The organism is Stenotrophomonas maltophilia group sp. Smal13, assembly GCF_030236855.1.
Taxonomy (GTDB): Bacteria; Pseudomonadota; Gammaproteobacteria; order Xanthomonadales; family Xanthomonadaceae; genus Stenotrophomonas; species Stenotrophomonas maltophilia_A.
Map to the genome: position 1 here is coordinate 1 of NZ_JASJSQ010000120.1, position 13,045 is coordinate 13,045.

Consider the following 13,045-nt stretch of genomic DNA (forward strand, 5'->3'; position numbering starts at 1 on the left):
GTCGGGGCGCATTGGCAGCCTGCGCAGGGGCGCCGGGCTGGGAGGACGAGGGGGCCGGATCGGCGGCGCTGCAGGCGGCAGCGGAAAGAGAGACGAGCAGGCACGCCGCGAATGCGCGCAGAGGCCGCAACGGCAGGGTCCAACGTAGCTTGGGGGGGTGATGCATGCGCCTCTCCATGGTCAGCGTTGCCGGGCCAGACGGCCGGCAGGAAACCGCGCCACGTCCACCAGGGACGGGAGCGAGGACATGAGCCGGTCGATTCCTTCGACCTCGCATTGAGAACTCATGCCGGACCATCTTGGCACAGATCGGCGGCCGGTCAAAGAGGGCGGTGGCAGCTGCCCTTCTTGTGTGATCTGGCTCTCAGATCTTGCCGTCGCGCAGGTAATCGAACAGCTCGGCGTCGCCCTTGAGGCCCAGTTTGAGCATGGCGTCACCTTTCTGCCGGCTGATGGTACTGACGCTCTTGTGCAGCTGCAGCGAGATTTCCTTCACGGTCATGCCGGTGCCCAGCAGCCGCAGCACCTCCACCTCGCGTGGCGACAGTGGCTTGCCGTCGCCCTCGCGCATGCGCCAGCTGCCAGCGGCCTCGACCCGCTCGCGCAGGCTGCGGCTGATGTAGGGCTGGCCCCGGTAGACCGCCTGGATGGCCTGTGGCAGTTCGTCCATCGACGAACTCTTGTCGACCAGGCCGAGCACGCCGCTGTCGAGCACCATGCGCAGGATCGCCAGGTTGTTGGAGACACTGAGCATCAGCACCGGCAGGTCGGGATGACGGCGGCGGATCATGCCGATCATGGCGAAGCCGTCGGCCTGGGGACTGCCCGGCATGGAGTAGTCGGTGACCAGCAGGTCACAGGGTTGGCTGCCGAGCAGGGCCATCAGCGCCTGCGCGCTGTCGGCTTCGCCGACCACGCGGCCCACCCCGCTCGATTCGATGACGGCACGGGTACCGATACGGACCACCGGGTGGTCGTCTGCGATGATGATGCGCAAGCTCATGCTCTAGTATGGCCACCGGGCACGCCGGACCGCGACCATCGCGGTTCCTGGCAGATTCTAGGAGATCAACGCCGATGCGTAGCTGGGCTGTTCGCGGGCTGGTCCTGCTGCTGGCCGTGCTGGTGCTGCCTGCGGCGCTGGCACAGGCGGTGCCTGGGCTGTTGCCGCTCAGCCCGCTGCAGCGCGAGTACCTTGCCGCGCATCCGAGCATCGTCGTGGGCCAGTATGACAGTGGCTGGCCGCCGTTCGAGTCCCTCCGTGATGGCCAGCAGGTCGGCCTGGGCCCGGATTATCTGTCGCTTCTCGCCCGTCAGCTGGGCGTGAAGGTGGAGGCACGGCGCTATCCCGACTGGACATCCGTGCTGGATGCGGCATGTCGTGGCGAGATCGATGTAGTGATGAATGTCGGTCTCAGTGCCGACCGCACCCGCTGCATGGTCTATACCGCCGCCTATGGCGAGGCAGCGCTGGCCCTGGTGGGACGCCCGGATGACCTGCGTGCCTCCGACATCCCCGACCTGGATGGACTGCGGGTGGTGATCGAGCAGGACTTCCTGACCGGCCCGCAGGTGCGGGCGCGCTTTCCCCGGGCACGACAGCTTGTCGCAAACAGCTCGTTGGCGGCGCTGGAGATGGTCAGAGACGACAAGGCAGACGTTTACATCGGCAATGCCTACGTGGCCACCGAACTGATCGCACGCGAGGACCTGCAGAGGGTCGTGCTGCTGCGTCCCAGCGATCTGCCGCCCGAACGGCTGCACTTCGGTGTTCCCAACAGCAAGCAGCCGTTGGCCGAAGCATTGGACCTGGCACTGGCTGCGACCAGCCAGGCCCAGCGCGATGCGCTGGTGCAGCGCTGGCTGCCACCTCCGCAGTGGTCGGCATCGGCACAGCTGGCGTTGAGCCAGGCCGAGAAACGGGTATTGGAGCAGCCGTTGAAGATCGGCTTCGCGCCGAACGCGGCGCCGCTGTCGTTCGCGGACCAGGATGGCAACCCCAGTGGCCTGGCCAGCGAATACCTGCGGCGCCTGCTGCAGGCTGGCGCCAACCTGCAGGTGGAAAACAGCCATGACTGGTACGAGGTGCGCGAGAAGGCGCGTCGCGGCGAGCTGCAGGCGGTGATGGGCATTCCTGCCGATTCTCGCTACCTGGGCCCGGACTGGGTGTTCAGCCAGCCCTTCATCAGCGTGCCGAACGTGATCGTCAGCCGGCGTGACAGCCCGGCGTTGCTGGGCCTGTCCGACCTGCAGGGCAAGCGGGTGCTGCTGTCCGATCCGGAACGTGTGCGTGGCTATGTGCTGCAGCAGGCGCCGCAGGCGCGGATCATCGCGGCACGCAGCGCGGAACAGGCCCTGCAGCGCCTGATCAATGGAGACGCCGATGCCTACGTAGGCAACCTGGCACTGGTTGACCATCTGCTGCGCAACCGCTTCCCGGGGCGCCTGCAGGTGGCGGCACCGGCAGGTTTCAACGATCAGCTGGTGCTGGCGGTTGAGCGCCGCCATGCCGCCCTGGCCACCACCTTCGACCGCCTGCTGCTGCAGATGACGCCGCGCAAGCGCGAGGCCCTGCGCGGGGACTGGCTGGCCGTCGAGTACCGCAACGGCCTGGACTGGAACAGCGCGATGCGCTGGGGCGTGCCGCTGCTGCTGGTGCTGCTCACCGCGCTGCTGGTGCACGCCATCGGGCATTGGCGGCTGCGCCGCGAGGTGGCCGGACGGCGTCACCTGGAACAGCGCCTGGCCGAAGTCACCGACAACCTGCCTGCCGTGGTCTATCAGGCTCGCCGCGCGGCAGACGGAACCCTCAGCTTCCCGTTCATTGCCGGTGACCTGCAGGCGTTGTTCGGGATCAGCCGGCAGCAGGCCGAACAGGACGCAATGTGCCTGCTGGAGCGCATCGAGGAAGACGACCGCGAGCACATCCTGCATGCGGTCGAGCAGGCGGCGCGCCAGTTCGCACCGCTTGTTCTCGAGTTCCGGCTGCGACCTGAAGGCACCGGCGCGCGCTGGGTGCGCAGCCAGGCCCATCCCTATGCGGCGGAAGCGGGCGTGGTCACCTGGAGTGGATACTGGGTGGATGTCAGCGAGGCGCGTGCACAGGCCGAGGCCCTGACTGCGGCCAAGGCCGAAGCCGAACAGGCGGCGGAGGCGAAGTCGCGTTTCCTGGCGACCATGAGCCATGAAATCCGAACGCCGATGAGTGGCGTGCTGGGCATGCTGGAAGTGCTGGCGCATTCGCCGCTGGATGCCGAGCAGCAGCGCATCCTCGGGGTGATCGAGGATTCGGCGCAGATGCTGCGGCAGATCCTCGACGATATTCTTGACTACTCGCGGCTTGAGGCCGGCGCGCTGCGCCTGGAACCGGTGCCGCAGCCGCTGCGGCCATTGCTGGAAAGCGTGTGCCGGTTGTTGTCGGCACAGGCCAGTGCACGTGGGCTGGACCTGCACGTGCAGATCGACCCGCAGCTGGCGGCCGCGCACGAAGTGGATGGCGTGCGCCTGCGCCAGATCGTGTTCAACCTGCTCAGCAACGCCATCAAGTTCACCGTGCGCGGCGAAGTGCGGCTGCAGCTGGACGTGCTGGGGCCGACCGCCGAAGACGGCAGCCAGCCGCTGTGCCTGAGCGTCACCGACACCGGCATCGGCATCGCGCCGGAACAGCTGCAGCACCTGTTTGCGCCGTTCACTCAGGCCGGTGCCTACATCCAGCGCGACCATGGGGGTACCGGCCTGGGCCTGAGCATCTGCCAGCGCCTGGTGCAGATGATGGACGGCGAGCTGGAGCTGCACAGCACGCTGGGCGAAGGGACCCGCGCCGAGGTGCGGCTGTCGCTGGTGGAAGCCGGCAGCGGTGATGTGGAAGCGCTGGTCGCCGAGCAGGAACAGGCCTCGCTGCTGCCGCCGGCGCTGCGCCAGGCGCGGGTGCTGGTGATCGAAGACCACCCGACCAACCAGGCGATGATGGCCTGGCGACTGCAGCAGCTGGGGGTGCCGCATGTGATGGTCGGTGACGGCCAGCAGGGCTTGGATCGGCTGTCGTCGGAGAGTTTCGATCTGGTGATCACCGACTGCCGGATGCCGGTGCTCGATGGCTTCGGTTTCACCCGCCTGCTGCGCGAACGCGAGGGCCGCAACGGCCAGCCGCGGCTGACCGTGCTGGCGCTGACCGCCAGCGTGCTGGATGACGATGCACGGCGCTGCCGCGAGGCCGGCATGGACGAAGTGCTGGCCAAGCCGCTGTCACTGGCCACGCTGCGCACCGCACTGCTGCGCTGGTTGCCGCAGGCGCAGGGACAGTCGTTCGAGGAGCCGCAGGCCGGGTCCGCTGCCGACGATGCTGGGGCGCTGCCCGATCTGGACAGCCTGCAGCGGCGCTTCGGCTCGCGTGCGGTGGCCGAGCAGCTGCGCGACAGCCTGTTGCAGGCCAGCGAAGGCGATCTTGCCGCCGTGAAGCACGCGCTGCAGGCTGGAGATCGCGAGGCGGCCGCACTGCACCTGCATCGCCAGGCCGGTGGGTTGGGCGCGGTGGGAGCGACAGTGCTGGCCGGGCAGGCCAATGCGCTGGTGGAGCGTCTGCAGGATGCGGCGGAAACCGATGTGGCGCCGTTGTTCGCGGCAGTGGCGGAATTTGTGGCACGGCTGCAGCGACAGCTGCAGCGCCTGGCTCACTGAGCCGACTGCTGCTGCAGGTAGGCGATCACCAGTGCGCGGCGTTCGGCGCTGGGGAAGGCGTTGTACATGCGCGTGCCGGGTACCACGTGGGTGGGCGACTGCAGGAACGCATCCAGGGTCTGCGCGGTCCAGGTGATATCGGCGCGGCGCATGCCGTCGGAATAGCCATAGTCCGGCAGGCTGCCAGCGCGGCGGCCGATCACGCCGTGCAGATTGGGTCCGAAGCGGTGGATGCCACCAGGTTGCACGGTGTGGCAGCCGGCGCACAGCTCGAACGCGCGCTGCATGGCCTGCTGCTGCGCCTGTTCCGGCGTGGCCGGTGCCGCAGGCGGGCGCTGGCAGGCCGTGGCCGTCAGGGTCAAAGCAATGGTGATGAGCAGGCGGAAAGCACGCATGGGCGGGCAGGATAGCGACGCAGCGGGGCAGGTGGGCTGCGACACGCGGTCGCAGCCCGGAGCAATCACATGCCCGAATAGTTCGGGCCGCCACCGCCCTGCGGGGTCACCCAGACGATGTTCTGGGTCGGGTCCTTGATGTCGCAGGTCTTGCAGTGCACGCAGTTCTGCGCGTTGATCTGCAGGCGCGCGTTATCGGCTTCACCGACGAACTCGTACACACCCGCCGGGCAGTAGCGGGCTTCCGGGCCGGCGTACTCGGCCAGGTTCACCTTCACCGGAATGCTGGGGTCCTTCAGCGTCAGGTGGCTGGGCTGGTTCTCGTCGTGGTTGGTGCTGCTGAGGAACACCGAGCTGAGACGGTCGAAGGTCAGCACGCCATCCGGCTTCGGGTAGGCGATGCGGGTGTGCTTGGCCGCCGGCTCCAGGCAGACGTGATCCGGCTGCGTGCGGTGCAGGGTCCACGGCGGATTGCGCACGCCCAGCTTCGGCAGCAGCCACTGCTCCACGCCGGTCATCAGCGTGGCCACGGTCTGGCCCTTCTTGAACCACTGCTTGAAGTTCTTGGCCTGCTGCAGTTCGGTGAACAGCCAGCTGGCTTCGAACGCCTTCGGGTAGGCGCTCAGTTCATCGTGCTGGCGGTCGGCGGCCAGCGCGTCGAACGCGGCATCGGCGCACAGCATGCCGGTCTTGATCGCGGCATGGCTGCCCTTGATGCGGCTGGCGTTGAGGTAGCCGGCCTCGCAGCCGACCAGCGCGCCACCCGGGAACACCGTCTTCGGCAGCGACAGCAGGCCGCCGGCGGTGATCGCACGCGCGCCGTAACCGATGCGGGTGCCACCCTCCAGGTGCTTGCGGATGGACGGATGGGTCTTGAAGCGCTGGAATTCCTCGAACGGGCTCAGCCACGGGTTCCTGTAGTCCAGGCCAACCACATAACCGATGGCGACCTTGCCGCCGTCGGCGTGGTACAGGAACGCACCACCGTAGGTGTCGCTGTCCAGCGGCCAGCCGGCTGCGTGCACCACCAGGCCCGGCTCATGCTTGGCCGGGTCGATCTGCCACAGTTCCTTGATGCCGATGCCGTAGGCCTGCGGGTCCTTGCCTTCGTCCAGCTTGTAGCGCGCGATCAGCTGGCGGCCGAGGTGGCCGCGTGCGCCTTCGGCGAAGATCGTGTACTTGGCCTGCAGCGCCATGCCCCGTTCGAAGGCCGGGCCGATGCTGCCGTCCTTCTCGATGCCCATGTCGCCGGTGGCCACGCCGATCACTTCACCGTTGTCGCCGTACAGCACCTCGGCTGCGGCGAAGCCGGGGAAGATCGCCACTTCCAGCGCTTCGGCCTGCTGCGCCAGCCAGCGGGTCACTTCACCCAGGCTGATGATGTAGTTGCCTTCGTTGTGGAAGCACTCCGGCAGCAGCGCATTGGGCGTGCTGCGTGCGCCGGTTTCGCTGAGGAACAGGAATTCGTCGCGGGTGACCTTCTGCTTCAGCGGTGCGCCGCGCTCGGCCCAGTCCGGGAACAGTTCGGTCAGTGCGCGCGGATCCATCACGGCGCCGGACAGGACGTGCGCGCCCGGTTCGGAGCCCTTCTCCAGCACGCACACCGACAGGTCGCGGCCGGCTTCGATCGCGCGCTGGCGCAGGCGGATCGCGGTGGCCAGGCCGGCGGGGCCGGCGCCGACGATCACCACGTCGAACTCCATTACTTCACGCGGGGGCAGGGCGTTGGCTTCAGCGCTCATCGATTGCATGACTCGTGGGTAGGGCCGGCATCGGGGCCACCGGCGGTGCCTGGGAATCGCGCGTGCAGCCACGAGCGAAACGGTTGTTTGAATGTGTCAGGGTACCGGGCCGCGCGTGATCGAGCTAGATCGACGATGTTCACGTCATGATTGCTGCGGTGCAGCGTAATGCACGTGGCCGGGTAGGTGCCAACCTTGGTTGGCACATTGTTTCACCGCCCGGACCCGCTTCCGTGTGGACCAAGGTCCACACCTACCAGACGCGATGCTTGCGGATGACCGACAATGGCCGGGTCCTGACTGCGCGTGAGTGCCATGGCTTTGCATCCGTACGATCTGTTCGATGTCCGTTCCCTGCTCAACGAGGAAGAGCGCGCGGTGCAGGAGAGCGTCGCCCGCTTCACCAACGAGCGCGTGCTGCCGATCATCGGCGATGCCTTCGACCAGGCCCGCTTCCCTTCAGAGCTGGTGCCGGAGATCGCCGCGCTGGGCCTGCTCGGTGCCACCCTGCCAGCCGAGTACGGCGGCGGCGACCTGGGTGCGGTCAGCTATGGCCTGATCTGCCAGGAGCTGGAGCGCGGCGATTCGGGCCTGCGCAGCTTCGTCTCGGTGCAGAGCTCGCTGTGCATGTACCCGATCTATGCCTACGGCAGCGAGGAGCAACGCCAGCAGTGGTTGCCGGCGATGGCGCGCGGTGAGCTGATCGGCTGCTTCGGCCTGACCGAGGCACACGGCGGTTCCGATCCGGCCAGCATGAAGACCCGCGCGGTGCGTGACGGCAGCGACTGGCGCATCAGCGGCAGCAAGATGTGGATCACCAGCGGCCCGGTGGCCGATCTGGCCATCGTCTGGGCGCAGACCGAAGACGGCATCCAGGGCTTCGTGCTGGAAAAGGGCATGGCCGGCTTCACCACGCAGGAGATCAAGCACAAGATGAGCCTGCGCGCATCGCTGACCGGCGCGCTGTTCTTCGACGACGTGCGCGTGCCCGACAGCCACCGCCTGCCGAACGTGAAGGGCCTGAAGGGCCCGCTGGGTTGCCTGACCCAGGCCCGCTACGGCATCAGCTGGGGCCCGATCGGCGCTGCCATTGCCTGCCTGGATGAAGCGCTGGGCTATGCCAAGGAACGCGTGCTGTTCGGTCGCCCGCTGGCGGCCACGCAGAGCGCGCAGATCAAGCTGGCCGAAATGGCCCGCCGCATCACCACCGCGCAGCTGCTGGCGCTGCAGCTGGGCCGCCTGAAGGAAGCTGGCCAGCTGCAGCCGCAGCAGGTCAGCCTGGCCAAGTGGAACAACTGCCGCATGGCCATCGACATCGCCCGCGAGTGTCGCGATCTGCTGGGCGGGGCCGGTATCACCACCGAGCATGTGGCGATCCGGCATGCACTGAACCTGGAATCGGTGATCACCTATGAAGGCACCGAGACCGTGCACCAGCTGGTGATCGGCCGCGAACTGACCGGCATCAACGCGTTCTGAGCGGTGCGGGGAACACCATCCACGCATGGCGTGGATCAACTGCACATGGCACCTGCCACGGCCACCTGGGATGTGCTTTGGTAGGTGCCAACCTTGGTTGGCACATTCCTTCAGCGCGCGACCAGGCATCGGTGCGGACCAAGGTCCGCACCCACCAGAAGCGATCCACAGCCATCAGAGGTTCTCGGCGGTGGCCTGGACCTGCCTTTGGTAGGTGCCAACCTTGGTTGGCACATTCCTTCAGTGCGGGACCGGGCATCGATGCGGACCAGGGTCCGCACCCACCAGAAGCAGGTCCACACTCACCTGAGGCGGTTTACGCGCCGCCGGCAAACCCGTGCTGCCGCCACGCTTCGTACATCACCACCGCAACGGTGTTGGAAAGATTGAGGCTGCGGTTGTCCGGCCGCATCGGCAGGCGCAGGCGGCGGCCATCGGGCAAGGCATCGAGCACGTCCTGCGGCAGGCCGCGGCTTTCCGGGCCGAACAGGAACGCATCACCATCTTCAAAGGCCACGCTGTCGTAGCGCACGCTGGCCCGGGTACTCAGTGCGAACAAGCGCTTTGGTGCGATCCGCGCCAGCGCAGTGTCCAGGTCGGGGTGGACCTGCAGGCGCGAGTATTCGTGGTAGTCCAGGCCGGCGCGCTTGAGCTGCTTGTCTTCCAGTGCGAAGCCGAGCGGCTCGACCAGGTGCAGCTGCGCGCCGGTGTTGGCGCAGAGCCGGATCACATTGCCCGTGTTGGGCGGGATTTCCGGTTGGAACAGGATCACATGGAACTGGGGCGCGGCATTCATCGGCGCAGTGTACCTGCGACGACCGCCGCCTTTACGGCGCACGCCCTGCGCTGGGCAGGGCGGCACCGCTTACGGGCGCAGCAGGACCTGGGCGGTTTCGGTGGCCAGGGCCTGCAGGTCGGCGGCGCTCGGGCGCACCTGCAGGGCCGGCAGGTTGACGATGACCGAGTTGGCGACGTTGGTGGCGGCGGCAGCCAGGGTGGCGGCGTAGCGCTGGGCTTCCATTTCGGCGGCCAGGGCGACGCGCTGTTCCAGGCTCGGGCGCACTTCCACCGAGGCCAGGGTGGTGATCGGCATCGCGGCAGCAACCGGGGCGGCAACGTAGCCATTGCGCTCGGCCAGCTGGTCTGCGCTCGGGCGCACTTCCACGGTGGCCAGGGTCGGGATGCCGCTGGCCTGTTCCCAGGCCTGCTGGGCCAGCTGGTCGGCGGCCGGGCGGACCTGCACGGTGGCCAGGGTCTGGATGGATTCGGAGGCCTGCACCGACGAAACAACCGCGGTGCCGGCGATCAGGGCGATGGCGATGGCAATGGTCTTGGCGTTCATGACGGGGCCTGTTTAGTGTCGGTGATCAGTGGTGTGGTAGTAAGGTAGTACACCTATTCTGGGCTTGCAAGGAAAATTTTCGGTTTCCTGCATGTGTTCAGTCTTCAGTCAGCTTTCATCTGAAGCCCTTCCTGGCGCAGGAAGTACCAAGCAATCCCCGTGCCAACTTTTAGTTGTTGATTTGCAAGAGTTTTTGTTTGGTCGAGAAGTGTCCGGTAGGCGGACACCTGTCCATTCGATGTGCTGCGGACACTGTCCGGACGGTCCTGGCGGGCGCTTGTGACCGGTCAGGCAGCGCAGATCGGCGCTGCGGATGGGGCACAGGGGCAAACACCCCCAGTGACTGCTGGCCGATTCCTGCCGCTGCGTGCGCAGGCTAGGATCGGGGTTCACCTATGTGACCAAGGATCCGGATATGTCTCTCGCCCTTCGCCCGCGCGCTGCACTGCTGGCCGTCGCCCTCAGCACCGCCCTGGGCACGCTTGTGCCTTCCCATGCGCTGGCGGCCAAGCCGGCAGCACCGGCCAAGGTCGATATCCCGTATGAGCAGTTCACCCTGCCCAACGGCCTGCGCGTGATCGTGCATACCGATCGCAAGGCGCCGATCGTCGCCGTCAACGTCTGGTACCACGTGGGCAGCAAGGACGAACCGGCCGGCCGTACCGGCTTCGCGCACCTGTTCGAACACCTGATGTTCCAGGGCAGCGAAAACCACGACGGCGAATTCTTCGAACCGTTCAAGCAGGTCGGTGCCACCAACCAGAACGGCACCACCAATACCGACCGCACCAACTACTTCGAGAACGTGCCCACCACCGCGCTGGACATGGCGCTGTGGATGGAGTCGGACCGCATGGGCCATCTGGTCGGTGCGATCGACCAGGCGGCGCTGGACGAGCAGCGTGGCGTGGTGCAGAACGAGAAGCGCCAGGGCGAGAACCAGCCCTACGGTCAGGCCTGGGACCAGCTCAACAAGGCGCTGTACCCGGTAGGCCACCCGTATCACCACGGCGTGATCGGTTCGATGAACGATCTGAACGCGGCGTCGCTGGATGACGTGAAGACCTGGTTCCGCACCTGGTACGGCCCGAACAACGCGGTGCTGGTGCTGGCCGGCGACATCGACCTGGCCACTGCCAAGGAAAAGGTCGGCAAGTACTTCGGCAGCATCCCGGCCGGCCCGACCATGGCGCAGCCGGCAGTGAACGTGGCCAAGCGCAACGCCGACACGCGCGAGACGATGACCGACAAGGTGCCGCAGGCGCGCATCTACCGCGCCTGGAACGTGCCGCAGGTCGGCACCACCGATGTCGATCAGCTGCAGCTGTTCGCGCAGGTCCTGGGCGGTGCCAAGTCCTCGCGCCTGAGCCAGCGCCTGCAGCACCAGGACAAACTGGTGGACAGCATCGCCTCGGGCCTTTCGACCTCGCAGCTGGGTTCGAACTTCGTGATCATGGCGACGGTCAAGCAGGGCCAGGATCCGGCCAAGGTCGAGAAGATCATCGACGAGGAACTGGACCGCCTGATCAAGCAGGGCCCGACCGCGGCCGAGCTGGAGCGCGCCAAGACCGGTGCCCGCGCCGGCTTCATCCGCGGCATCGAGCGCATTGGCGGCTTCGGTGGCAAGGCCGACGCACTGGCCGAGTGCGCGGTGTTCACCGGCGACCCGGGCTGCTTCCGCACCTCGCTGGCCAACATCGAGAAGGCCAGTGCTGCTGATCTGAGCCGGCTGGGCGCGCAGTGGCTGGACAAGGGCAGCCACACCCTGGTGATCGCACCGGGTGAGCGTGTGGCGCTGAAGGAAGACCCGAGCCAGGCGCCGAAGCCGTTCAACGTTCCTGCGGTGGACCCCAAGTACAGCACCCTGCCGGAGCAGGTCGACCGCAAGGCCGGCGTGCCGCAGACCCGCGAGTTCCCGCAGCTGAAGTTCCCGGCGCTGCAGCGCGCCACGCTGAAGAACGGCACCCAGGTGATCCTGGCCGAACGCCACGAGATTCCGGTGGTGCAGTTCAGCTACCAGTTCCCGGGCGGCTTCAGCGCCGACCAGGGCCGCAAGCCAGGCACCGCCAACTTCACCATGAGCCTGATGACCGAAGGCGCCGGCAAGCTCGGCTCGCTGGCCTTCGCCGATGCTGCCGATGCGCTGGGCGCCAGCCTGGATGCCTCGGCCGGCCTGGACTCGATGAGCGTGGACCTGTCGGCACTGAAGGAAAACCTGGCACCGTCGCTGGCGCTGTACCGCGACCTGCTGCGCGAGCCGCGCTTCGAGCAGGGTGAGATCGACCGGGTCAAGGCGACCTGGATCGCCGGCATCCAGCAGGAGAAGGTCAACCCGGGTGCGGTGGCGATGCGCGTGCTGCCGCCACTGCTGTATGGCAAGGGCCACCCGTATGCCATTCCGTTCACCGGCAGTGGCGATGAGGCGGCGATCAGCGGCCTGACCCGCGAAGATCTGGTTGATTTCCACCACGACTGGCTGCGCCCGCAGAACGGCACCCTGATCGTGGTCGGTGATACCACGCTGGCGGAAATCGTGCCGCTGCTGGACAAGCAGCTGGGCGACTGGAAGGCTGCCGGCGATGCTCCGCAGGTGAAGGCGGCGACCGACGTCGCATTGCCGAAGGGCCCGCGTGTGTTCCTGATCGACCAGCCGGGCGCGGTGCAGGCCAACCTGTTCGCCGGCCAGGTGGTCGCGCCGTCCAGCGCCACCAGCTCGACCCGCTTCGATATTGCCAACGGCGTGATCGGTGGCGACTTCACCTCGCGCCTGAACATGAACCTGCGTGAGGACAAGCACTGGTCGTACGGTGCGCGCAGCAGCGCGATCAATTCGGTGGGCCAGCGCCCGTGGATGGCCAGCGCGCCGGTGCAGATCGACAAGACCGGCCCGGCGATGGCGGAAATGCGCAAGGAAATCGCCGCGTTCGCCGACGGCAGCAAGCCGGCCACCGCCGCCGAGGTCAACCGCATCCGCAACATCCAGACCCTGAGCCTGCCCGGTGCCTACGAGACCGCCAGCGCGGTGGCGTCGACCATCGGTTCGATCGTGCAGTTCAAGCGCCCGGATGACTACGTGCTGCGCCGCAAGGCCGAGATCGAGGCGATGACCCCGGCACAGGTGCAGCAGGCCGCCGCCGAGATCAAGCCGCAGGCGCTGACCTGGGTGGTGGTGGGTGACCTCAAGCAGACCGAAGCGGCCGTGCGCGCGCTGAACCTGGGCGAGGTGATGGTGATCGATGCCGAAGGCAATCCGGTCAAGAAGTAAGGCACTACCCGGCCCGCCATGGGGCGGGCCGGCTCCTCCGGTAGTGCCGGCCGCTGGCCGGCAACTCCGTGACCCGAAGGCGGGGTCAGGCTCCCCTGCGGGGGATCTGGCCCCACCCACCCACCGGCTACCCCCGCTTCAGGCT

Annotated in this window: 8 protein-coding genes; 3 read left to right on the plus strand and 5 right to left on the minus strand. The window is 67.3% G+C overall.

All coding sequences use genetic code 11. From position 1 onward, the window contains the following. Positions 1-364: 364 nt before the first annotated feature. On the minus strand, positions 365-1,003 hold the full coding sequence (locus QRO95_RS23340) for a response regulator transcription factor (protein WP_032130138.1): 639 nt from the start codon (positions 1,001-1,003) through the stop codon (positions 365-367). Positions 1,004-1,077: 74 nt separating this feature from the next. Here QRO95_RS23340 and QRO95_RS23345 point away from each other — a divergent pair, with 74 nt between their 5' ends. Beyond that, positions 1,078-4,677, plus strand: coding sequence for an ATP-binding protein (locus QRO95_RS23345; RefSeq protein WP_285303595.1), 3,600 nt, complete (start codon positions 1,078-1,080; stop codon positions 4,675-4,677). Here the strand turns inward: QRO95_RS23345 and QRO95_RS23350 are convergent. Together QRO95_RS23350 and QRO95_RS23355 are read right to left on the minus strand one after the other, a co-directional pair. Next, entirely contained in the window at positions 4,671-5,072 is a 402-nt protein-coding gene (locus tag QRO95_RS23350) for a cytochrome c family protein (RefSeq protein ID WP_049398615.1), read from the minus strand. The two genes, QRO95_RS23345 and QRO95_RS23350, sit on opposite strands and share 7 nt — an antisense overlap. Before the next feature lie 65 nt (positions 5,073-5,137). Beyond that, the gene (locus QRO95_RS23355; protein WP_049461849.1) at positions 5,138-6,814 is read right to left on the minus strand and encodes an electron transfer flavoprotein-ubiquinone oxidoreductase; all 1,677 of its coding nucleotides are present in this window, start codon (positions 6,812-6,814) and stop codon (positions 5,138-5,140) included. A gap of 315 nt (positions 6,815-7,129) precedes the next feature. On the opposite strand from QRO95_RS23355, the gene QRO95_RS23360 reads away from it, so the two are divergent. After that, positions 7,130-8,293, plus strand: a complete 1,164-nt coding sequence (locus tag QRO95_RS23360) for an acyl-CoA dehydrogenase family protein (RefSeq protein WP_071228793.1) — start codon at positions 7,130-7,132, stop codon at positions 8,291-8,293. 316 nt (positions 8,294-8,609) lie between these two features. On the opposite strand, the gene QRO95_RS23365 is transcribed toward QRO95_RS23360, so the two are convergent. Both QRO95_RS23365 and QRO95_RS23370 read right to left on the minus strand, forming a co-directional pair. Further along, positions 8,610-9,089: a tRNA (cytidine(34)-2'-O)-methyltransferase gene (locus QRO95_RS23365; protein ID WP_005407625.1), complete on the minus strand. Its 480-nt coding sequence runs from the start codon at positions 9,087-9,089 to the stop codon at positions 8,610-8,612. Positions 9,090-9,158: 69 nt separating this feature from the next. Beyond that, a complete protein-coding gene (locus QRO95_RS23370; protein WP_032130143.1) occupies positions 9,159-9,635 on the minus strand; it encodes a hypothetical protein in 477 nt (158 codons plus the stop codon). A gap of 415 nt (positions 9,636-10,050) precedes the next feature. Between QRO95_RS23370 and QRO95_RS23375 the strand changes: the two genes are divergently transcribed. Beyond that, entirely contained in the window at positions 10,051-12,900 is a 2,850-nt protein-coding gene (locus tag QRO95_RS23375) for a pitrilysin family protein (protein ID WP_285303596.1), read from the plus strand. Positions 12,901-13,045: the final 145 nt, after the last annotated feature.

Bases quoted from the DNA above. Each gene is read 5' to 3' on its own strand.
- QRO95_RS23340 (WP_032130138.1), bottom strand. From the start codon at position 1,003: ATGAGCTTGCGCATCATCATCGCAGACGACCACCCGGTGGTCCGTATC.
- QRO95_RS23345 (WP_285303595.1), top strand. From the start codon at position 1,078: ATGCGTAGCTGGGCTGTTCGCGGGCTGGTCCTGCTGCTGGCCGTGCTG.
- QRO95_RS23350 (WP_049398615.1), bottom strand. From the start codon at position 5,072: ATGCGTGCTTTCCGCCTGCTCATCACCATTGCTTTGACCCTGACGGCC.
- QRO95_RS23355 (WP_049461849.1), bottom strand. From the start codon at position 6,814: ATGAGCGCTGAAGCCAACGCCCTGCCCCCGCGTGAAGTAATGGAGTTC.
- QRO95_RS23360 (WP_071228793.1), top strand. From the start codon at position 7,130: ATGGCTTTGCATCCGTACGATCTGTTCGATGTCCGTTCCCTGCTCAAC.
- QRO95_RS23365 (WP_005407625.1), bottom strand. From the start codon at position 9,089: ATGAATGCCGCGCCCCAGTTCCATGTGATCCTGTTCCAACCGGAAATC.
- QRO95_RS23370 (WP_032130143.1), bottom strand. From the start codon at position 9,635: ATGAACGCCAAGACCATTGCCATCGCCATCGCCCTGATCGCCGGCACC.
- QRO95_RS23375 (WP_285303596.1), top strand. From the start codon at position 10,051: ATGTCTCTCGCCCTTCGCCCGCGCGCTGCACTGCTGGCCGTCGCCCTC.